The organism is Micromonospora sp. WMMD712, assembly GCF_029581295.1.
Lineage (GTDB): Bacteria > Actinomycetota > Actinomycetes > Mycobacteriales > Micromonosporaceae > Micromonospora > Micromonospora carbonacea.
This window is the reverse complement of record NZ_CP120743.1, coordinates 152,893-172,500: the sequence shown is the minus strand read 5'-3', so window position 1 is coordinate 172,500 and position 19,608 is coordinate 152,893. Positions and strand designations below refer to the sequence as shown.

The window sequence follows — 19,608 nt, the reverse complement described above, 5'->3', positions numbered from 1 at the left end:
GGTGGTCGGGGCGCAGGGTCGGGGCGGCGGTCAGTGGTCGGGGCGGCGGGACGCGCCGTCCACGGCGGCGGGACGGTCGTCGGGCACCCGGTTGAGCAGGACGTCCAGGGGCACGGGGCGGCCCAGGTGGTAGCCCTGGCCGGCGTCGACGCCCAGCCGGCGCAGCGCGGGCACCAGCGCGTCGCGGTCGACCGACTCGGCGACGGTGCGCATGCCCAGCCCGTGCGCGGCGCGCACGACCGCGTCGATGAGCACCGGGTCGGCGCCGCCCCGGTCGGCCTGCCGGACGAAGTCCCCGGCGATCTTGACGGTGCTGAACGGCAGGTGCTTGAGGTAGGCGAACGAGCCGAAGCCGGCCCCGAAGTCGTCCAGGCTCAGCCGGCAGCCGGCGTCGCGCAGCGTGCCGGCGAGGTTGCGCACGGCGGCGACGTTGGTGATCGCCGCCGTCTCGGTGACCTCCAGGCCCAGCCGGCGGGCCTCGACGCCGGCCGCGCGCAGCCGCCCCACCACCCAGTCGCCGAAGCCGGGCGACTCCAGCGACCGGGCGGAGATGTTCACGTCGAAGCGGGTCCCGGCCGCCGCGGCGGCCGGGTCGGCCAGCGCCGCCGTGGCGGTGGCCACCACCCACCGGTCCAGCTCCCGGATGAGGTCGTCGCGCTCCACCGTGGGCAGGAAGTCGCCCGGCGCCAGCTCCGGCTCCCGGCCGTCGCGCAGCCGGATCAGCAGCTCGTGGCTGACCACCTCGCCGGTCAGCAGGTCGATGATCGGTTGGGCGTCGAGGCGCATCCGGCGCTCGTCGAGGGCGTTGCGGACCCGGGCCACCACGTTGACCCGCTGCACGGCGTGCCGGTACTGCTCGGGCAGGTAGAGCCGGGCCCGGTTGCGCCCGGCGTTCTTCGCCTCGTAGAGCGCGAGGTCGGCGTGGGCGAGCGCCACGTCGCGGGTGTCGCCGGGGGCCAGCGACGCGGCCCCGATGCTCAGGGTGACCCGCAGGCCGGCGTCGACCAGCGGCACGGGGCTGCGTACGACGGCGTTGCACAGGCCCTCGGCGACGGCGAGGGCCCCGCCGGCCGTGGCCTCGGGCAGCACGACCGCGAACTCGTCGCCGCCGAGGCGGCCCAGGAGGGTGCCCGCCGGCAGGTGCCGGACGAGCAGGCGGGCCAGCACGCGCAGCACGTCGTCGCCGACGGCGTGCCCGTGCACGTCGTTGATGTCCTTGAAGTTGTCGATGTCGATCAGCAGCAGCGCGCCGCTGCGCCCGTCGCCGGAGGCGAGCAGGTGGTCGAGGCGGGCGAGCAGGGCGCGCCGGTTCGGCAGGTCGGTCAGGGGGTCGCGCTCGGCCAGCCGGGTCAGCTCGTCCTGGGCGCGCCGCATGGCCGTGATGTCGTGGGCCGTGCCCAGGACGCGTTCCGGGGCGCCGGTGGCGTCGGTGACGACCTCGCCGTAGCACTCGAAGACGCGGATCGTCGCGCGGTCGGGCAGGTACATGCGGTGGGTGTAGGCGAAGGGCGACGCGGTGGCCAGCGCCGACTCCAGGGTCCGCTCGATGAGGCCGATGTCGTCGGGGTGCACGAGCTGGCGGTAGGACGGATAGTCCAACGTGGTGCCCGGCGGCAGGCCGAACATCTGCAGCAGCACGTCGGACCAGACGACCTCGCCGGTCGCCACGTGCCACTCCCAGGTGCCGACCTTGGCCAGCTGCTCGATGCGGGCCAGGCGCCACCGGTGGTTGCGGCCCCGCTCGCGTTCGCGGCGTTCGGCGCTGACGTCGCGCACCTCGTACACGCGCAGGGGTTGGCCGTCGGAGTCGACGCCGTGGCAGCACACCTGCAACCACCGGGTCGCCTGCTCGGCGGCGGGCCAGGGGACCTCGACGGCCGGGCCGCCCGGCTCCACCCGCGCCAGCGGCAGCTCGTCCGGCCGCACCCCGAGCCGGCCGGCGGCCACGTTGGACCAGAGGCAGCGGCCGTCGGGGGCGAGCACCAGCAGGGCGGTGCAGGAGACGTCGGCCGCGACCGCCGCAAGAGTCATCACCTGGCGGGCACCCCATCCCTCTCCCCGGGCTCGGATCGCACGAGGGCGCCCTCGCACGAGGGACCCCGACGCATGGTCATCCGGCCGCGACGCGGAGTCTACCCACGGTCCCGGCCGCCGCGTGTCCCGCGCGCCGCCCGCCCTGGTCCGTCCGGCGCGGCCAGGTAGTCGGCGAGGTCGCGGCGCGGCCGGTACCCCTGGGCGCGGGCCCGGCCGAGGTCGAGCACCATGTCGCGGGCGAGCTGGTCGACGGCGTACCGGGTCAGCAGCGGCGGGCGGCGGGTGAGGCCCGACCACGCGGTCGCCGCCGACGCGGCGGCGTGGGCGACGCCGGCCGGCAGGTGGGCCAGCCGCGCGGGGTCGCCCACCGCGGCGAGCACCGCGCGCAGCACGGCGTCGCGCGAGTACGGCCGGGCGTCGGCGATGTTGTACGCCCCGCCCGGCCAGGCGGGGGCGGCCAGGCAGGCGTCGGCCAGGTTCTCCACGGCGGTGAGGCTGAGCCGCACGTCGGGGCCGGGCACCGGCAGCCACCCGCCCCGGCGGGCCCGCAGCAGCCGGGGCAGCAGGTGCGGGTCGCCGGGGCCGTAGACCGCCCGGGGCCGCAGCACGACCGCGCCGGCGGCGAGGGCGAGGCGCTCGCCGGCGGCCTTGGTGCGCCCGTACGCGGAGAGCTGCCCGTCGGTGGGGTGGTCCTCGGTGACCAGGGTCGCGCCCTGCGGCCGGTAGACGCTGGCGCTGCTCACCCAGACCAGGGGGCGGCCGGCGGCGGCGTCGAGCACCCGGGCCGCCCCGTCGACGTTGACGGCCCGGTAGGCGCGTTCGGCGGCCCGGCCGGGCGGCGGGTCACCGACCGCCGCGGCGAGGTGCACGACCACGTCGGCCCCGGCCAGGTCGGGGGCCGTGCGGGCGGCGTCCCACGGGACGTGCCGGCCGACCGGGCCGGGGCGGCGGCCGAGGCAGCGCACCCGGGCCCCGGCGGCCGCCGCCGCGCGGGCCACGGCGGCGCCGCAGAAGCCGCTCGCCCCGGTGACCGCCACCTCGGCCCCGTGGAGGTCCACGCGCCGGCCCCGGGCGTCGGCCCCGGCGGGGCTCACGCGCCGGCCCGGATCACCAGGCGCGCCCAGCCGGGCAGCGCGGCGCGCCCGTCGGCGCGGGCCCGGGTCACGACCGGCCGGTGCGGGGCGAGCGCGGCGAGGGTGTCGGCGAGCTGCGCGCGGGCCAGCCGGGCCCCGGGGCAGGAGTGCGGGCCGGCGCCGAAGACCAGCCGCGCGGTCCGGGTCGGGGCCGGGTCGGCCGGGTCGGGGCCGGCGCGGTGCGCCCCGGCGGCGTGCCGGGCGACCAGCAGCAGCCGGTCCCCGGCCCGGACGGGGCAGCCGCCGGCGGTGCCCGCCGCCGCGGCGACCCGGGGCAGCAGCGGGCTCGGCGCGGTCACCCGCAGCAGCTCGTCGACCAGGGCCTCCCGGTCGGCCGGGTCGGCGGCGGCGGCCCACAGCCGGTCGTCGGCGCACCAGGCGACCGCCCGGGGCAGGCCGGAGACGGTGGTGTTGACGGCGGCGACGGCGAGCATGCCGGCCAGGCCGGCGGCCTCCGGCGGCACGCCGAGCAGGTCGGCGAGGTCGGCCACGGCGCGGCGGGCGGCGCGGGCCCGGCCGGGTGGGCGCGGGCCGGGGAGCTGGGCGGCGGCGGCCGTGGCGGCGGCGCGGCGGGCGGCGGCGGCCAGGGCGGCGGGGTCGGCGTCGACGCCCAGCAGCGCCGCCGTGGTGACGCCGGCCAGTTCGGCGGCGACCGGCACCAGGTCCACCGGCTCCCCGGCGGCCAGCGGGGCGAGCCGCCGCCCCAGCACCGCCGTCCAGGCCGGGCGCAGCTTGGCCACCCCGGCGGGCCCCAGTCCGTCGTGCAGGGCGCGGCGCAGCCGCCGGTGCTCGGGGCCCTCCTGGTCGAACAGGAGCCCGTCGGCGCCGAGCCGGTGGGCGGTCCCGCCGACGGTGCCGGCGGCGGCCCGGTCCAGGGGCAGCCGGGTCAGCGCGTCGAGGTACGCCTGCGGGTCGTGCACGAGCACGGTGCGTCCCAGCCGCAGCACCGGCCGGCGCCGGGTGGCGACGAGCACGCCGAACAGCAGCGGGTAGCGCCGCAGGTAGAGGCGGCGGTCGCGGCGGCGGCCCCGACCGGGACGCGCAGCCCCGGCGGGGGCCGCGTCGACCGGGGCCGCCTCGGCGGCGGGGCGCTCAGCCACGGCCGCCCCGCCGCGGGCTCGGGACGGGCCGGCCCGTCGCGGCGGCGGCCAGGGCGGCCGTGGCGGCCCGGTCGGGCTTGCGGGACCGTCCGCTCGTCGGCACCGGGGCGATGAGCAGCGCGTCGGGGCGGGCGGCGCCCATCCGCGCGAGCACCGGGTCGAGGGCCCCGCGCAGCCGGCCGGGGTCGACGCCGGGCTCCGGTTCGACGACGGCGACGAGCCGTTCGTCGCCGTCGTCGGCGGGCACGCCGACGAGCACCGCCAGGTTGACCCCGGGCACGTGCAGGGCCGGCTCGTACAGGCCAGGGTAGATGTTCTCCGCGCCGCGCAGGATCATGTCCTTGCTGCGGCCGGCGAGGACGATGCGGTCGCCGTCGAGCCGGGCGACGTCGCCGGTGTCGACCAGGTCGTGCGGCGGCTCGCCGAGATAGCGGTGCGCCTGCCCCGGCCCGGCGAGCAGCAGCCTCCCGTCGGGCCCGACCCGGGCGTCCACCCCGGGCAGGGGCGCGCCGACGAGGTCGCCGTCGCCGGTGAAGGCGGCCTTCTCGGTCGCCTCGACGGCGGCGGCCGGGAAGAGCTCGGTGAGCGCGTACACCCCCCACGCCTGCTCGGCTCCGGCCCGGCGGGCCCGGTCGAGCAGGGTGGCGCTGACCGGCGCGGAGCCGCTGTAGAACCGGCCGGACAGCCGGGGTCGCTGCGCCAGCAGGGCGCGCAGCTGCGGCGGGGTGAGGTAGCTGGCCTGCGGGCGCAGCCGGGCCACCTGCCGGGCCAGGACCCGGGGCGAGCGGGCCGGCAGGGCCACCGGCGCGCCGCTGGCCAGGGCCGGGACGAGGACGAAGAACGTGCCGCCGAGCACCGGCGCGCCCGCGCGCGGGCGGACCAGGTCGGCGACGGCGCGCATCCCGGCGTCCAGGCCGGCGCGGCGGTGCACGACTGCCCGGGGCCGGCTGGTCGTGCCCGAGGTGAAGATGATCACCGCGTCGTCGTCGGGTCCGCCCCGGTCGGGGGCCGGGCCGGGGCGGGGGCGCAGCTCCGGGGCGCAGCCGGGCAGCCGGCGGCCGACCGTACGCACCGGCCCCAGCTCGGCCAGCCGGGGCAGGGCCAGCCGCGCCCGGTCGGCCAGCGGGCGCGCCCAGCCGGCGACGGCCTGCGCCGCCGCGTCGGCGACGACCAGGGCCGGGCGGGCCAGGGCCAGGCGCGCGGTGAGCACGTCCGGGCCGGCGCTGGGGTCGAGCACCGCCACCCGCAGCCCGAGCCGGTGCGCGGCGAGCAGCACCGACAGGGCCAGGGGGCCGGGGCGCACCGCCACCCCGAGGGTGTCCCCGGCGGCGAGGCCGTGGTGGTGCAGGGCGGCGGCGTACCCGTCGGCGAGGGCGGCCAGCTCGCCCCGGGTGGCCCGGGTGCGGGTGCGGCCGGTGGGGCCGGCGGCGAGCACGGCGGGCCGGTCGGGGTGGCGGCGCAGCACGGCGGCCAGTTCGTTGAGCATGGTGGGACTCGTTTCCGGGCGGGGGTGCGGTCAGCGCGGGTCCGGGGAGAGCCGGCCGCTGCCCCGGTCCAGGTACCAGGCGGCGGTGCGGCGCAGCCCGTACGCCCGCAGCCGCCGGGTGGAGTTCTCCACCACCATGGTGCGCTCGTGGACGATGGCGTCGGTGTGCCGGCGTACCCGGTTGAGGAACTCCCGGTCGGTCGGCGACGGGCGGCGGGGCATGCCCCCGGCGGCGAGGTACGCCTCGGCGGTGATCGCCATGTTGTTGCCCGCGTGCATCCGGTAGGGGGCCCGGTAGCCGGGGCCGCGGTGGGCGGGGCGCAGCCGGCCGAAGGTGGTGGCGACGGCGACCAGGCAGCGGAACCCGGCCCGGCCCAGCGGGCCGTGCTCGTCGCGGCGGGCCTCGATCCGGCCGCACGCCATGGCCGCCCCGCCGATGAGGGCGCGGCGGGCGGCGGCCACCCAGCCGGGGTGGGGCAGGCAGTCGGCGTCGGTGCGGGCCAGGAGCGTGGCGCCCTGCGCGATCGCGTGCCGGAAGCCGGTGTCGACGGCCGCGCCGACGCCCCGCTGCTCCTCGCGCAGCAGCCGGGTCGGCACCGGCGCGTGCACGGCGAAGCGGCGCACCGCGTCCCGGGTGCCGTCGGTGGAGCCGTTGTCGACCACCAGCAGGGTGAAGTCCCGGTCGGTCTGCGCGGCGAGGGCGTCGAGGGTGCCGCCGACGCGGGCGACCTCGTTGTACGCGGGCACCACCACCCACAGGGCGGTCCCGCCGTCCCCCGGGCCGGTCACGACTTCTCCCAGACCATCGTCATGAGGCTGACGCCGCCGCCGAGGCCGACGAAGAGCACCCGGTCACCGGGGCGCAGCGTGGCGTCGACGCGGGCGAGCTGCACGCCGAGGGTGGCGCTGGCCAGGTTGCCCAGCTCCCCGACGGTGATCTCCAGCTTGTCCCGGGGGACGCCGGTGACCTCGACGAACCGGTCGAGGTAGGGCAGGGTGACCTGGTGGACGAGGACCCGGGCGTAGTCGGCCCAGTCGAGGCCGGTGCGGCCCCGGACCCGGTGCAGGATGTCCGCGCCGATCTTCTCGAACACGTCGCGCAGGGCGCGGCCGTCGCCGGTGAAGTACGTGTGTTCGTCGCCGCGGGGGTGGCGGGACCCGCCGCCGGGGATGCCGCCGACCGTCCAGTGCTCCGACCAGGTCTCGGTGTCGACGTCGACGATCCCGCCACGCGCGACCGGCTCGACGAGGACGGCGGCCCCGGCGTCGCCGAAGGTGTAGCCGGCGAACGCGCCCCGGGCCTGGTCGAGGTCGGTGACCTGCCAGCGCATCGCCCGGGTGGGGGTCTCCCCCGTCACGACCAGGGCGCGGCGGGCGCGGCCGGCGAGGATCGCCGAGCGGGCCAGGTCGATGCCGTTGAGGAAGCTGTTGCAGGCGTTGGTGACGTCGAGGGCGTGGGCGCGGCTGCCGAGTTCGGCCTGCACGATGTGGGCCGTGGCGGGCTCGGCGACGTCGCGGGTGGCGGAGGCGAACAGCAGCAGGTCGACCTCCTCGGGCTCCCGGCCGGCGGTGGCGAGCGCCCGCCGGGCGGCGCGCACGGCGAGGGTGGAGGCGTACTCGCCGTCGGCGGCGAGCCGGCGGGAGGAGATGCCGGTCATTCGCGCGAGCAGGCCGTCCGGCAGGGTCAGCCCGCTGGCCTCGGCGAGCCGCCGCTGCACCTCGGCGGTGGGGACGGCCTGCCCGGGGAGGCTGGCCCCGACGGCGGTGATGCCCACCCGCCCCCGGGCCGGGCTCAGTGGTGGTGTGGGGTCGATCATGCGTTGAGCTTGCCCAACGCACCCGGCCAGCGGATGAGTAGGGGTGCTCATGTTCGCCCGGCGGCCCCGGTGGCGCACGCTCACGGGCGCGCGGCGCGGCGGCGGATCCGCCGCCGACGACGAGCCGGCGTGACGGGAATCACGCGCCGCGGCGGCCCGGCGGGGTCGCCGGGCCGCCGCGCGGCGCGTCCCCGGCCCGCTACCTGCGGAAGGGGCCGGTGGGCGATGCTGTTCCTGGGCCGCTCCCCGGGTTGCCGGGCGCGCTGGCGGTGGCGGTGCAGCTGCTGTGGATCGTCGCGCTGTGGTGGCTGGCCCGGCGGCGGTGGCACGTCGCGGTCCGCCGGCTCACCGTGCACGGGGGCTGAGCCGGTGCACACCCTGCGCGTCTACCGGCGCTGTCTCGGCGCGCACCTGCGGGCCACCCTGGAATACCAGGCCGACTTCTGGATCCTGGTGGTCGCCGCCGTGCTGACCCAGGGCGCGGGCCTGCTACTCATCGCGACGATCTTCGCCCGGGTCCCCCGCATCCACGGCTGGGGGGTGTGGGAGGTCGTGTTGATCTTCGGGATGATGGTGCTCGCCCAGGGGGCCAGCGAGCTGCTCGCCGAGGGCACGTGGGGGCTGGCCGGTCTGATCAACCGCGGCGAGCTGGACCGGATGCTGCTGCGGCCGTACCCGTGCCTGTTGCAGGTGTGCAGCAGCCGGGTGGGCATGAACGCGTTCGGCAACCTGACCGTCGGCGGCGGGCTGCTCGGCACCGCGCTGGCGCACCTGGACGTGGCGTGGACGCCGGGGCGGGTGGCGCTCGCGGCGGTGCTGCTGCCGAGCGCGCTGCTGATCAAGGTGTCGCTGACCGTGGTGGCCAACTCCACGTCGTTCTGGCTACGGGGGGCGATCAACACCTTCGCCGCCGGCCTGGACCAGCTCGGTGAGCTGACGAAGTATCCGCTGAGCATCTACTCGGTGGGGTTGCAGGCGGTGCTGGCGACCGCCCTGCCGTTCGCGTTCATCGGCTTCTTCCCGGTGTCGGCGTTCCTCGACCACGGGCGGCTGGCGTGGGTGGGCCTGCTGACGCCGGTGGTGGCGGCCTGGTGCGTGCTGCTCGCCGTCGCCATGTTCCGCCGGGGCCTGCGCCGCTACGAGAGCGCCGGGAACTGAGACGCCCGGGGGCCGTCGAACGCGTCGAGCGCGTCAAGGGTGAGGGTGGCCTCGCCGGCCCGCGCGCGGATCGCCGCGATCGTCTCGTCGACCGTCAGGTCGCCGTTGTCCAGCCAGAGGCCGACGCCGGCCAGCTCCCCGGCCATCTCGTCGGCCAGGTGCAGCCAGCCGTGCAGGACCGTCTTGTGTGGGCGGAGCTCGTCGCGCACCGCCGCGACGGCCAGGTCGGGGCGGAGCATCACGAAGCCCAGCGGCGCGGGGTGCAGCAGCTCCAGGTAGCGCCGCAGCCGCTGCCGGGACGTCACCACGTAGTCGAGGACGACCAGGAAGTCGGCGGCGAGGAACGAGCGCGCCAGCAGGCACTGGTTGCCGACGTTGAGCAGGATCTGCCGCTCGGCCTCCTCGTCGTGCTGCGGCTGCGGCGGCCGGCTGCCGGCGACGATGAGCCGTTGCAGCGCGTCGCCCTCGACGTGCACGCCCCGGGGCACGGAGCGGGCCAGCGCGCGGGCGGTCGTCGACTTGCCGGCCCCCGGCACGCCGGTGACCATCCAGACCCGGGGCCCGGCCTCATCCCCCGGCACCGGCCATGACCTCCTCGCGCACGTCGCGCAGCAGCCGCAGGGCGCGGGTCAGGTCGGCCGGGTCGGCGGAGAGGGCGGCGAGCGCCGCCTCGACGCCGCCGCGGAACCCGGCCGGGGTGGTCGGGAAGGTCGCCGCCTCCGCCACCGCGCCCTTCTCGTTGACCAGGTAGCGGCCGGCGGTGGCGAAGAGCACCTGGGTGAGGCAGGCGACGGCCCGGTAGGCGCAGCCGGTGACGTACGCGACGTCGCCCCGTCCGGCGGCGGTGACCGCCGTGTCGAGGGCGAACTGCGACTCCCAGCCGAACTGCCCGACGAGGGCCTTCGCCAGCGGCTCGGGGTAGGGGTCGGTGAGCTCGCGCAGCTGCGCGAGCACGCCCTGCGGGTCGTGGAACGCGACGTTGTGGTGCAGCTCCCCGGCGTAGATCACGGTGCAGAACCCGTGCGGGTGGCCGGGCTGGTAGTGGATCTCGGGCCGCCCGGCGGCGCACGCCCGCACGACGGCGCGGACGCGGTCGACCTCCCGCAAAAGGACGTCGGTCTTCACCCCGTCGACGACGAGCCAGCCGCCGCCGTTGATCCACGGCCCCCACTCGCCGTAGTCGGTGCACCCGGCGTCGCCGCTGTCGTCGATGCGGGCGAAGGCGGCGCTGAGCTCCCGGACGTCGGGCCGGCCGTCGCGGTGGTAGTAGACGCCGACGTCCACGTCGGACCTGCGGTCGGCGGTGCCCCGGGCGCGGGATCCGCCGAGGGCGAGGCCCACGATGCCGGGCAGCCCCGAGAGCGCGTCACGGATCTTGGCGAGGATCGCGTCCTGTCCGGCGTCGCCCACGGGCCGCCACCCTTTCTGTACCGTCACCGGCCGCGTGCCAACCTAGCACATCCCGGGCGCGCGCCCGGCCGCCCTCAGGGGCCGGCAATAGGGGTTTCCAGTCGTTCTCCGCGTGTCGTATAAGGGCCCCGCATCGGCACTGGGAAATCAATTCTGGACCGGTCGAAGACATTGACGTACGCTGCGGTCTGACGACACGGTGGCCTCGCCATGACATCGAGGACGATCGAAGGCCACGACCGAACCACGAACCATTGCGGGGGTTCTCATGATTCGGCCTTTGCCGTGACGGATGCGCAACGCCGGGCGCTCGCCGAGAAACTGCGTCGCCACGCGGCGGCGGCCGGCCGACCGGTGCGGTCCTTCCTGCGCCGGCCGTACCCCACCGCGTTCCCGTCCACGGCGCGGCTGCGCCGCTGGCGGCACCGCGGCCACGCCCGGCTGGCCCACGGCCGCACGTTCTGGGGCGACCGGCTGCGGGTGCGGCTGCCCGACGAGATCTCCATCGCGATCCGCCGGCACGGCTTCATCGAGTACGAGCTGAGCGCCTTCCTGCTGCGCCACCTGCGCACCGGGGCGACGTTCCTCGACGTCGGCGCCCACCTCGGCTACTTCACGGTGCTGGCGGCGCGCTGCGTCGGCGGGTCCGGCCGGGTGGTGTCTTTCGAGCCCACGCCCGGGACGTACGCGCTGCTGGCGCAGAACGTGGCCGGCCTCGGCAACGTCACGGCGGCGCCGGCGGCGGTCTGGTCGTCGCCGGGGAAGGTGTCGCTGACCGACCACGGCGTCGGCTACAGCCCCTACAACTCGGCCTACCGCTCCCGGCTGCCCGCGGCGGTGCGGCAGCGGGTGGCCACCACCGTGCACGGGGTCGCCGCGGTCGCCCTCGACGAGTTCGTCGCGGCGCGGGCGCTGACGCCCGACGTGGTGAAGATCGACGCCGAGAGCGCCGAGAAGAACGTCCTGGAGGGCATGGGCCGCCTGCTGGGCACGGTGCGCCCGGTGGTCTCGCTGGAGGTCGGCGACCTCGACGTGCCGGGCGCGCCGCGCAGCGCGGAACTCGTCGAGTTCATGGTCGGCCACGACTACCGGGCCTACGAGCTGTCCGACGGAATGCCGCGACCGCATCGACCGAGGTCATCGTATGAATACGACAACCTCGTCTTCGTCGCCGCCGAGAAAGGACACCTGCTCGATGTATGACGTCGTCGTTCGGTCCGGCACGGTCGTGGACGGCACCGGAGACGCCGCCCGGACCGGTGACGTCGCCATTTCCGACGGGCGGATCGTGGCGGTCGGGTGCATCGTCACTCCCGGATTCGTCGACATCCATAAGCACTTCGACGGCCAGGTGACCTGGGACCCGTTGTTGACGCCGTCCTGCTGGCACGGCGTGACCACGGTGGTGATGGGCAACTGCGGCGTCGGATTCGCCCCGGTGACCGAGCCCAACCGGGAGTGGCTGATCGGCCTGATGGGCGGCAGTCTGAGCAATGCCGGTAAACCATTCGGCCGCACACCGGCGGCGGGGTTCAGCCGCGCGCCGCCGGTGGCGGAAGCTGCCGGTCGTGCAGCCGGCTGAGCAGGGTCAGCGACGTGATCGCGCCGAGCAGCGCCAGGAACATGTCCCACTGGGTGTCCCAGACGTCGCCCTGGGTGGCGAGGAAGTCGTCGGCGGCCGAGCCGCCGGCCACCGCCGCCCACCACTCGATCATCTCGAAGAAGGCGCTGAAGGCCAGGCAGGCGCAGACCACGAGCGGGGCGAGCCAGCGGCTGCCCCGCAGCGGCGAGCGGCGGACCAGGATCTCCCGGACCAGGATGGCCGGCACGAAGCCCTGCGCGAAGTGACCGAGCCGGTCGTACGGGTTGCGGGACAGGTCGAACAGGTCGCGCGCCCAGTCGCCCAGCGGGGTGCGCGCGTACGTCCAGTGCCCGCCCGCGATGAGGATCAGCGCGTGGGCCGCGAGCAGGCAGCACAGCAGCGTGCTCAGCGGGAAGCGCCGCCAGGTGAGCAGCACCACCGGCACGCCGACGATCACCCACACCGTCTCCAGCAGCCAGGTGAGCCGGTCGTACGGCCGGATGCCGGACGCCACCAGCGCCACCAGGACGAGGGCCAGCAGTGCCGGGGGAAGGACCGCACGCGCTCGGGACACCGACGACCGCCTGTTCGGTTGGGCCAGGCCGGCAGCCGCCGGTCGGTCGCCGACGATATCCCCTGCTGATCGGTCACTCAGCGGCAGGGCGGCGGGGCGCCGGGGTCGGCGGCAGGGCGGTTCCGCGCCGGGATCAACGGCGGGGCTGGCGAGCGCCGGGGTCAGCGGCCCGGGGCGGAGCCCGCCTTCACGGCGGCCACGAAGCCACCCCACGCCGCCGGACCGAAGGCCAGGGCGGGGCCCGCGACGTCCTTGGAATCGCGTACGCCGACTGCGTCGCCGCCGAGCCGCACCTCCACGCAGTTGGCATTGTCGGAGCTGCGGGACGACTTGAACCAGTCACGACGAGGGGCGCTCACGTCATCTACCGACAAGGGAACGTCCCTTGAGAAAGTGCGGCCAGCAGGCGATGAATCAGTTGCGAGTGAGCCCGGTTCCACGGTCTGCCCTTCCGCAAGAGTGGCGGACCGCCAAGGTAACTGATCAGGCGCTACACACCCACTATCCGAAACCTGACATCGGCTCGCCGAAGTGTGGCAACGACCACGCACAGTCCGTTAGAGGCGGGGCCCGCCCAGCTTGATCGCGAGGGTGAAGCTGGCCCAGGAAGCGGCGACGAAGGCCAGGGTGGGGCCGCTGGGGTCCTTGGAATCGCGCACGCCGACCGCGTCGCCGCCGAGCCGCACCTCCACGCAGTTGGCGTTGCTGGAGCTGCGGGACGACTTGAACCAGTCACGACGAGAAGCGCTCACGTCATCTCCTTGGCGATGCGGCGGATCAGGTCGACGGACTCGTCCGAGCCTAACGCGAGTTCCCGGGTCTCGGCGAAGGTGACGAGGTAGTCGGTCACCCGCACCGACTGGTCGACGATGTCGATGGAGGTCAGGATCTCCTGCCAGACCAGGTCGGGCAGCCGGGGCGAGGGAAACGACAGGATCTCGAACGGCCCGCCGAACGCGGGGTGCGCCCCGGCGCTGAACGGCAGCACCCGCACCTCGATCTGCTCGGGCCGCTCGGTGGCCAGCCGGACGAGGTGGTCGAGCTGGCGGCGCATCACCTGCGGGCCGCCGACCTGCTGGCGCAACGCGCCCTCGCTGAGCAGGGCGGACACCCGCAGCGGGTGCGCGCCGTCGAGGCGCGCCTGCCGGGCCATCCGCACGGCCACCCGCCGCTCGACCTCGGTCAGCCGGATCGTGGTGGTGCCGCCCCGGATCACCGCGCGGGCGTACTCCTCGGTCTGCAACAGGCCGTGGATCGCCTCGGGGTGGAAGCTGCGGATGTGCTCCGCGCCGGCCTCGTAGCCGAGGAAGCGCAGGAACTCCGCCGGGAAGAGCTGCGCGTACTCGTGCCACCAGCCGCGCCGGGCCGCGCCCGCCCGGAGCTGCTCCAGCTCGGCCGCGTCGTCGGGCTCGAACTCGTACGCCTCGATCATCTGCGCCAGCCGGCGGGCGGGCAGCTTGACCCGGCCCGACTCCACCCCGGAGACGTACGCCTGGATGATGCCGATGGCGCGACCGGCCGCCGCCGCGGTGAAGCCGACCTCCTCGCGGCGCTGGCGCAGCCGGATGCCCAGCTCCCACGCCTGCACGACCGGCGACGACTCCAACTGCGACAGTGCCGCGCGCGGACCGGACGGCCCCGGGGATCCTGCGGCCATGCTTCCTCCTTCGCCGACCAGCGACATTGACCACGAGTATTCAGCCCGACACGCTTGATATCAAGCTACCCGCCGTGCATTCTCAGGCACATCAGTCAGGCCGTCGATGGCGAGGGAGCAGCACCATGTCGTACGCGGGTCGGTGGGTCCACCAGGAGGAGAAGGTTCCGCACGCGTTCTCGCTGTGCCGGGTGCTCGACGCCGGCACCTTCGAGCAGTCCTACGACCTGCTCGGCGTCGTCCAGGTCACCGTGGACCGGCGGTACCCGCAGCAGCTGCCCGCCAACCTGCGGCCGTGGGCGCTGGCCACCCTCGCCACCGGCGGATACGGCTTCGGCCGCTTCTACGCCGCGTACAGCACCCTCGACGACGACGGCGAGCCCGACCGGGCCCTCGCCGAGGAGTACATCGACTGGTCCGGCACCGGCGTCCTCGCCCCGGCGCAGCCGGACGCCGCCGGGCCGGCCTGATCCCGCCAGGCGGGCGGCTCGGGTACAGCAGGCACTACTTTCCGGCCCCGACGGTGCCGCCGGCCCGCCGCCGTGCCCTACTGTCGCTGCTGTCCCACCGGGACGCCCTGCTTTCACGGCCGTGCCACGGGGCGCCCTGCTGCCGCTGCCCTCCCCCGGGGGCAGTGCTGTCGCTGCCGTTCCACGGGAGGAGGCGAGGATGCCGCCGGACGAGCACGACCCGCCCGGCGGGGCCGCGGCCCGCCGGTGGGCACCCGCCGCCCGGGTCCGCCTCAGCGTCGACGCCCTGGAACGCCTCGTCGGCGGGCTCGGCACCGCCGTCCTGGCGCTGTCCACCCTGGCCCTGCTGACCGTCACGGCGCTGGCCTGCCTGGTCGGCGTGGGCCTGCCGGCGGTGCCGTACGCCCTGCGGGCGCTGCGCGCCGTCGCCGACCGGGAACGCGACAGGCTGTCCCGCACCGGCCCGGTCATCGCCGCCGGGCTGCCGACGCCGCAGACCCTGCGGTCCGCCGTGGCCGACCCGACCGTCCGGCGGGAGGCGCGCTGGCTGGTCACGCACGCCACCCTGGGGCTGTTCCTCGGCCTGCTCGGGCTGACGCTGCCGATCAACGTGCTGCGCGACGGCACGTTTCCGCTCTGGTGGCGGCTGCTGCCGGCGGGCGAGGCGACCTCGGCGCTGGGCTTCCCCGTCGTGACCGACACCGCCGGGGCGCTCGGGGTCGGCCTGTTCGGCCTCGGCTGGCTGGCCCTCGTCGGCTACGCCACGCCCACCCTGGCCCGCCTCCAGGAGCTGCCCGGCCGCCGACTGCTCCCACCCGACCCCGACGCCGACCTGGTGCTGCGCGTCGCCGAGCTGACCGCGACCCGGGCCGCCGCGCTCGACGCCCACGCCGCCGAGCTGCGGCGCATCGAGCGGGCCCTGCACGACGGCACGCAGAACCGCATCGTCGGCGTCACCGTGCTGCTCGGCGCGGCCCGCCGGGCGGTGACCCGCGACCCCGCCGGCGCCGACGCCCTCCTGGAACGGGCGCAACGCGCCGCCGAGGACGCCCTCGCCGAGCTGCGCGCGGTCGTCCGTGGCATCCTGCCGCCCGTGCTCACCGACCGCAGCCTGCCCGACGCGCTGCTGTCGCTGGCCGCCACCTGCCCCGTCCCGGCCCGCGTCGACGCGGACGTGCCCGGCCGGTGCGCCGCCTCCGTCGAGGCCACGGCATACTTCGTGGCCGCCGAGGCGCTGACCAACGTCGCCCGGCACAGCGGGGCCCGACGGGCCACGGTGACCGTACGCCGCGTCGCCGACCGGCTGCGCGTCACGATCGTCGACGACGGTCGCGGCGGCGCGGACGAACGCGCCGGCTCGGGGCTGTCCGGCATCCGGCGGCGCGCCGAGGCACACGACGGGAAACTGACCCTGACCAGCCCGCCGGGCGGTCCGACCACCGTGGAGGTGGACCTGCCGTGCGGATCGTGATCGCCGAGGACGACGCGCTGCTGCGCGAAGGGCTGGCGCTGCTGCTGCGCGCCGAGTCCCTGGACGTCGTCGCCACCGCCGACAACCCGACCACGTTCCTCGCCGCCATCGACACGCACGCCCCGGACGTGGCGATCGTCGACGTGCGGATGCCGCCGACCCACACCGACGAGGGGATCGTCGCCGCCGTCGAGGCCCGCCGCCGGCAGCCCGGCCTCGCCGTCCTGGTGCTCTCCGCGTACGTCGAGCAGGCGTTCGCCACCGACCTGCTCGCCCGGGGCGGGGCCGGGCTCGGCTACCTGCTCAAGGAGCGGGTGGGCCGGGTCGAGGAGTTCCTGGTCGCCCTGCGCCGGGTGGCCGGCGGCGGCACGGCCATCGACCCGGACGTGGTCGCGCAGTTGCTGGTCCGCAGCCGCCCCGACACCCGGCTGGACCGGCTCAGTCCCCGCGAGCGCGACGTGCTGGCGCTGATGGCCGAGGGGCTGGGCAACGCGGCCATCGCGGAGCGGCTCTTCGTCACCGACGGGGCCGTGCACAAGCACATCCGCAGTATCTTCGCCAAGCTCGACCTCCCGCCCACCGACCGCACGGACCGCCGCGTCGCCGCCGTCCTGCACTACCTCGACACCCCCACCCCGCCCCCCTGACAGCCCCCGCCGTCGCGGTCGCCGGTGACGGCCGGATCGGGGGTTCCTATGATCCGGTGATGGCGCTGCTGCACCGGGCGGAGATCCGCCCCACGAAGCTCGAACTCCTGTCGGCCTGGCTGCCCCGTCGTCCGTGGTTCGAGGGGGACGCCGCCGCCGGCGTCGAGCGCGTCGCGGCGTACCGCTTCGACGACCCCGCCGGGGAGGTGGGGATCGAGACGCTGCTGGTGCGGGCCGGCGACGGGCCGGTGCACCAGGTGCCGCTGACCTACCGGGGCGCGCCGCTGGGCGGGGCCGACGCGTGGCTCGTCGGCACCTGCGAGCACTCGGTGCTGGGGCCGCGCTGGGTGTACGACGCCTGCGGCGACCCCGTCTACGCGGCGGCCCTGGCCGGGGCGGTCCTCGCGGGCACCGGCCAGGCGCAGGAGTACTTCGAGGTGGACGGCCAACGCGAGGAGCGCCCACCGAGCATGGGGATCGCGGTCGACGGCGCGGGCCTGGCCGGCGCGCCGGGAATCGACGCGCTCGACGAGGTCGTCGACGGCGATCCGGCCCGCATCGTCGCCGGCTCCGTCGAGCTGGCCGTCCTGCGGCGGGTCGGCGACGACCCCGGCCTGCCCGGGGCCCGGCTGACGGGCACGTGGGAGGGGCAGCCGACGCCGCTGCCGCTGGCGTACGTGTCGCCGCGCTGACCCCGGCCGCCGGCCGAGCCGAGGCCGATCCGCCCACGCCGACGCCGGCCCCGCCCGCCGCGCCGACGCCGGCCCGGACAACGGGCGGCAACCGGCCCGGACAGCGGGCGGGGCCACCGTCACCGGGCGGTGACGGTGGCCCCGGCGTCGGGACGGGTCAGGGCCTGCCGACGGGCGGGCGGTCGCCGCGACCGGCGTCGACGGCCACCTGGTCGAGGGCGGGCGCGCCGTCGACGGCGTCGGCGGCCACGGCGGCCGACCTGGCCGCGTCGGGCAGGTCGAGGCTGGTGCGCAGGGTGACCGGCCGGAGCAGGAGCGCCGCGACGACGCCGACGACGGCGATGGCCGCGGAGATCAGGAAGATGTGCCCGGTGGCGTCGCCGTACGCGGCCCGGATGATCTCGCGCACGGGCGCGGGCAGGACGTCGAGGTTGAGGCTGCCGCCACCGGAGCCTCCGGAGACGGGGATGCCGGCGGCGGCGAAGTCGTGGGTGATCCGGTCGCCCACCCGGCGGGCGAGGACCGCGCCGAGCACGGAGACCCCGATGGTGCCGCCGAGGGAGCGGAAGAACGCGACGGTGGAGCTGGCCGCGCCGATGTCGCGCAGCGACACGGTGTTCTGCACCGCGAGCACGAGGTTCTGCATGGTCATGCCGACGCCGGTGCCGACGACGAACATGGCCACGCCGACCAGGACGAGCGACGTCTCGTGGTCGATGGTGCCGAGCAGGGCGAACCCGGCGACGAGGAGGATCGCGCCGACGACGATGTAGGGCTTGATCCGCCCGGTCCGGGTGATCATCCGGCCGGCGATGATCGACGAGCCGAGCACGCCGGCCATCATCGGGATGGTGAGCAGGCCGGCCTCGGTGGGGCTGTAGCCGCGCCCGATCTGGAAGTACTGGCCGAGGAAGACCGCGCCGCCGAACATGGCCATGCCGACGGCGAGGCTGCCGAGGATGGCCAGGGCGGTGGTGCGCTCACGGACGATGCCGAGCGGGACGACCGGCTCGGCGGCCCGGGACTCGACCCAGGTGGCCAGGGCCAGCAGGAGCACCGATCCGCCGACCATGGCGGCGGTCTGCCAGGACAGCCAGGCGAACGAGTCGTCGACGAACGAGATCCAGATCAGCAGCACGCTGACGCCGGCGGCGATCAGGGCCGCGCCCAGGTAGTCGATCCTGACGTTGTCGCGGCGCACCGTGGGCAGGCGCAGGGTGAGCTGGAGCAGGACGAGCGCGACCAGGGCGACGGGCACCCCGACGAAGAAGCACCAGCGCCAGCCGAGCCAGGACGTGTCGACGATGAGGCCGCCGAGCAGGGGGCCGCCGACCGTCGCGACGGCCATCACGCCGCCGAGGTAGCCGTTGTAGCGGCCGCGCTCGCGCGGCGGGATCATCGCCGCGATGGCGACCTGGACGAGGGCCTGGAGGCCGCCGACGCCGATTCCCTGGAACGCGCGGGCGGCGATGAGCTGGCCGGCGGTCTGGGAGAAGCCGGCGACCACGGAGCCGGCGAGGAAGACGACGATGGCGACCTGCACCAGCGTCTTCTTGTTGAACAGGTCGGCCAGCTTGCCCCAGATCGGGGTGGTGGCCGTCGCGGTGAGCAGGGTGGCGGTGACCACCCAGGTGTACTGGGTCTGCGAGCCGTCCAGCGCCCCGATGATCTTCGGCAGCGCCGTCGACACGACGGTGCTGCTGAGCATGGCGACGAAGAGCACCAGCAGCAGGCCGCTGAGCGCTTCGAGGGTCTGCCGATGGGTCATCGGCGCGGCTTCGGCCGTCGTGGTGGGTGCGCTCATCGCGCGGCCTCCAGGTTGTCGTTGTCTGCGGGGGCGGCCCCCGGGTCGGCCCTGCCGCCGAGGGCGGCCCCCAGGTCGCGGGTGAACCGGCCCAGCGCCGAGCACAGCGCCGCCACCTCGTCGGGGGTCCAGTCGGCGAGCGCCCGGTCGAGCAGGTCGCCGTACCAGCCGTAGGCGTCCGCAAGGGCCGCCCGGCCGGCGGGGGTGACGGTCAGGCAGCTCGCCCGCCGGTCGGTGGGGTCGGCCCGCCGCTCGACGAGGCCGTGTGCGACGAGCGCGGCGACGGCCCGGCTGACGGTGGACGGGTCGAGCCCGGTGTGCTCGGCCAGCTCGCGGGCGTGCGCCCCGACGGCGAGCTGCTCGATCTGGGTGAGCATGCCGACCAGCCCGAGCGGCACGGACGGCCGGTCGTCGGCACGCCGCTGCTTGATCAGCCGCACGCTCTTGAGCAGGTCGTACATCCGCACGCTCAGCTCCCGGGTGGTCTCCACGCCGCCCCCTCCCGCCGTGATGGTTGCTGCAAGCAACTATTCACCGAACGTGCGCACCGGGCAAGTTTGCACGTTGAGAAGT

Annotated in this window: 22 protein-coding genes; 8 read left to right on the top strand and 14 right to left on the bottom strand. The window is 76.0% G+C overall.

Annotation, left to right across the window (positions count from 1 at the left end; all coding sequences use genetic code 11):
• Positions 1-30: 30 nt before the first annotated feature.
• The 6 genes from O7633_RS00730 to O7633_RS00705 all read right to left on the bottom strand — a co-directional run bounded on the left by O7633_RS00730 (position 31) and on the right by O7633_RS00705 (position 7,570).
• A complete protein-coding gene (locus O7633_RS00730) occupies positions 31-2,031 on the bottom strand; it encodes an EAL domain-containing protein (RefSeq protein WP_282328705.1) in 2,001 nt (666 codons plus the stop codon).
• A gap of 101 nt (positions 2,032-2,132) precedes the next feature.
• Complete coding sequence (locus tag O7633_RS00725; RefSeq protein ID WP_256095840.1) at positions 2,133-3,092, bottom strand: NAD(P)-dependent oxidoreductase; 960 nt, start codon at positions 3,090-3,092, stop codon at positions 2,133-2,135.
• A gap of 32 nt (positions 3,093-3,124) precedes the next feature.
• Positions 3,125-4,267 carry a cytochrome P450 gene (locus O7633_RS00720; protein ID WP_282325353.1) on the bottom strand — a complete coding sequence of 381 codons (1,143 nt, stop codon included), beginning with the start codon at positions 4,265-4,267 and terminating at the stop codon, positions 3,125-3,127.
• Positions 4,260-5,753, bottom strand: coding sequence for a class I adenylate-forming enzyme family protein (locus O7633_RS00715; RefSeq protein WP_282325350.1), 1,494 nt, complete (start codon positions 5,751-5,753; stop codon positions 4,260-4,262). The genes O7633_RS00720 and O7633_RS00715 overlap by 8 nt, the downstream gene beginning before the upstream one ends.
• A 30-nt stretch (positions 5,754-5,783) precedes the next feature.
• Entirely contained in the window at positions 5,784-6,542 is a 759-nt protein-coding gene (locus O7633_RS00710) for a glycosyltransferase family A protein (protein ID WP_282325349.1), read from the bottom strand.
• Complete coding sequence (locus O7633_RS00705; protein WP_282325347.1) at positions 6,539-7,570, bottom strand: 3-oxoacyl-[acyl-carrier-protein] synthase III C-terminal domain-containing protein; 1,032 nt, start codon at positions 7,568-7,570, stop codon at positions 6,539-6,541. Before O7633_RS00705 ends, O7633_RS00710 begins: the two co-directional genes overlap by 4 nt.
• Positions 7,571-7,788: 218 nt before the next feature.
• On the opposite strand from O7633_RS00705, the gene O7633_RS00700 reads away from it, so the two are divergent.
• Positions 7,789-7,935 (top strand): hypothetical protein, encoded by a 147-nt coding sequence (locus tag O7633_RS00700; protein WP_282325345.1) that lies wholly within the window; start codon positions 7,789-7,791, stop codon positions 7,933-7,935.
• A 4-nt stretch (positions 7,936-7,939) separates the two neighbouring features.
• Complete coding sequence (locus O7633_RS00695) at positions 7,940-8,728, top strand: ABC-2 family transporter protein (RefSeq protein ID WP_282325344.1); 789 nt, start codon at positions 7,940-7,942, stop codon at positions 8,726-8,728.
• Here the strand turns inward: O7633_RS00695 and O7633_RS00690 are convergent.
• Together O7633_RS00690 and O7633_RS00685 are read right to left on the bottom strand one after the other, a co-directional pair.
• Positions 8,707-9,309 carry an AAA family ATPase gene (locus tag O7633_RS00690; RefSeq protein ID WP_282325343.1) on the bottom strand — a complete coding sequence of 201 codons (603 nt, stop codon included), beginning with the start codon at positions 9,307-9,309 and terminating at the stop codon, positions 8,707-8,709. The genes O7633_RS00695 and O7633_RS00690 overlap by 22 nt on opposite strands.
• A complete protein-coding gene (locus O7633_RS00685; protein WP_282325342.1) occupies positions 9,296-10,138 on the bottom strand; it encodes a nucleotidyltransferase domain-containing protein in 843 nt (280 codons plus the stop codon). The genes O7633_RS00690 and O7633_RS00685 overlap by 14 nt, the downstream gene beginning before the upstream one ends.
• 285 nt (positions 10,139-10,423) lie before the next feature.
• Between O7633_RS00685 and O7633_RS00680 the strand changes: the two genes are divergently transcribed.
• The gene (locus O7633_RS00680; protein ID WP_282325340.1) at positions 10,424-11,341 is read left to right on the top strand and encodes an FkbM family methyltransferase; all 918 of its coding nucleotides are present in this window, start codon (positions 10,424-10,426) and stop codon (positions 11,339-11,341) included.
• Positions 11,334-11,720, top strand: a complete 387-nt coding sequence (locus O7633_RS00675) for an amidohydrolase family protein (RefSeq protein WP_282325338.1) — start codon at positions 11,334-11,336, stop codon at positions 11,718-11,720. The genes O7633_RS00680 and O7633_RS00675 overlap by 8 nt, the downstream gene beginning before the upstream one ends.
• Here the strand turns inward: O7633_RS00675 and O7633_RS00670 are convergent.
• The 4 genes from O7633_RS00670 to O7633_RS00655 all read right to left on the bottom strand — a co-directional run bounded on the left by O7633_RS00670 (position 11,671) and on the right by O7633_RS00655 (position 13,951).
• Positions 11,671-12,294 (bottom strand): DUF2238 domain-containing protein, encoded by a 624-nt coding sequence (locus O7633_RS00670; protein WP_219825047.1) that lies wholly within the window; start codon positions 12,292-12,294, stop codon positions 11,671-11,673. The two genes, O7633_RS00675 and O7633_RS00670, sit on opposite strands and share 50 nt — an antisense overlap.
• Before the next feature lie 161 nt (positions 12,295-12,455).
• Positions 12,456-12,653, bottom strand: a complete 198-nt coding sequence (locus O7633_RS00665) for a DUF397 domain-containing protein (protein ID WP_282325330.1) — start codon at positions 12,651-12,653, stop codon at positions 12,456-12,458.
• A gap of 198 nt (positions 12,654-12,851) precedes the next feature.
• Complete coding sequence (locus tag O7633_RS00660; protein WP_282325329.1) at positions 12,852-13,046, bottom strand: DUF397 domain-containing protein; 195 nt, start codon at positions 13,044-13,046, stop codon at positions 12,852-12,854.
• The gene (locus tag O7633_RS00655; protein WP_282325327.1) at positions 13,043-13,951 is read right to left on the bottom strand and encodes a helix-turn-helix transcriptional regulator; all 909 of its coding nucleotides are present in this window, start codon (positions 13,949-13,951) and stop codon (positions 13,043-13,045) included. The genes O7633_RS00660 and O7633_RS00655 overlap by 4 nt, the downstream gene beginning before the upstream one ends.
• Before the next feature lie 125 nt (positions 13,952-14,076).
• Between O7633_RS00655 and O7633_RS00650 the strand changes: the two genes are divergently transcribed.
• The 4 genes from O7633_RS00650 to O7633_RS00635 all read left to right on the top strand — a co-directional run bounded on the left by O7633_RS00650 (position 14,077) and on the right by O7633_RS00635 (position 17,231).
• Positions 14,077-14,421 (top strand): hypothetical protein, encoded by a 345-nt coding sequence (locus O7633_RS00650; RefSeq protein WP_178064520.1) that lies wholly within the window; start codon positions 14,077-14,079, stop codon positions 14,419-14,421.
• A gap of 199 nt (positions 14,422-14,620) precedes the next feature.
• Positions 14,621-15,892 carry a sensor histidine kinase gene (locus tag O7633_RS00645; protein WP_282325325.1) on the top strand — a complete coding sequence of 424 codons (1,272 nt, stop codon included), beginning with the start codon at positions 14,621-14,623 and terminating at the stop codon, positions 15,890-15,892.
• On the top strand, positions 15,880-16,539 hold the full coding sequence (locus tag O7633_RS00640) for a response regulator transcription factor (RefSeq protein WP_074477902.1): 660 nt from the start codon (positions 15,880-15,882) through the stop codon (positions 16,537-16,539). Before O7633_RS00645 ends, O7633_RS00640 begins: the two co-directional genes overlap by 13 nt.
• A 59-nt stretch (positions 16,540-16,598) precedes the next feature.
• Positions 16,599-17,231: a hypothetical protein gene (locus O7633_RS00635; RefSeq protein WP_282325320.1), complete on the top strand. Its 633-nt coding sequence runs from the start codon at positions 16,599-16,601 to the stop codon at positions 17,229-17,231.
• 157 nt (positions 17,232-17,388) lie between these two features.
• On the opposite strand, the gene O7633_RS00630 is transcribed toward O7633_RS00635, so the two are convergent.
• Both O7633_RS00630 and O7633_RS00625 read right to left on the bottom strand, forming a co-directional pair.
• A complete protein-coding gene (locus tag O7633_RS00630) occupies positions 17,389-19,035 on the bottom strand; it encodes an MDR family MFS transporter (protein WP_282325318.1) in 1,647 nt (548 codons plus the stop codon).
• Positions 19,032-19,526 (bottom strand): MarR family transcriptional regulator, encoded by a 495-nt coding sequence (locus tag O7633_RS00625; protein ID WP_282325316.1) that lies wholly within the window; start codon positions 19,524-19,526, stop codon positions 19,032-19,034. Before O7633_RS00625 ends, O7633_RS00630 begins: the two co-directional genes overlap by 4 nt.
• Positions 19,527-19,608 lie beyond the last annotated feature (82 nt).

Bases quoted from the DNA above. Each gene is read 5' to 3' on its own strand.
- O7633_RS00655 (WP_282325327.1), bottom strand. From the start codon at position 13,951: ATGGCCGCAGGATCCCCGGGGCCGTCCGGTCCGCGCGCGGCACTGTCG.
- O7633_RS00730 (WP_282328705.1), bottom strand. From the start codon at position 2,031: ATGACTCTTGCGGCGGTCGCGGCCGACGTCTCCTGCACCGCCCTGCTG.
- O7633_RS00705 (WP_282325347.1), bottom strand. From the start codon at position 7,570: ATGATCGACCCCACACCACCACTGAGCCCGGCCCGGGGGCGGGTGGGC.
- O7633_RS00715 (WP_282325350.1), bottom strand. From the start codon at position 5,753: ATGCTCAACGAACTGGCCGCCGTGCTGCGCCGCCACCCCGACCGGCCC.
- O7633_RS00635 (WP_282325320.1), top strand. From the start codon at position 16,599: ATGGCGCTGCTGCACCGGGCGGAGATCCGCCCCACGAAGCTCGAACTC.
- O7633_RS00675 (WP_282325338.1), top strand. From the start codon at position 11,334: ATGTATGACGTCGTCGTTCGGTCCGGCACGGTCGTGGACGGCACCGGA.
- O7633_RS00650 (WP_178064520.1), top strand. From the start codon at position 14,077: ATGTCGTACGCGGGTCGGTGGGTCCACCAGGAGGAGAAGGTTCCGCAC.
- O7633_RS00645 (WP_282325325.1), top strand. From the start codon at position 14,621: ATGCCGCCGGACGAGCACGACCCGCCCGGCGGGGCCGCGGCCCGCCGG.
- O7633_RS00630 (WP_282325318.1), bottom strand. From the start codon at position 19,035: ATGAGCGCACCCACCACGACGGCCGAAGCCGCGCCGATGACCCATCGG.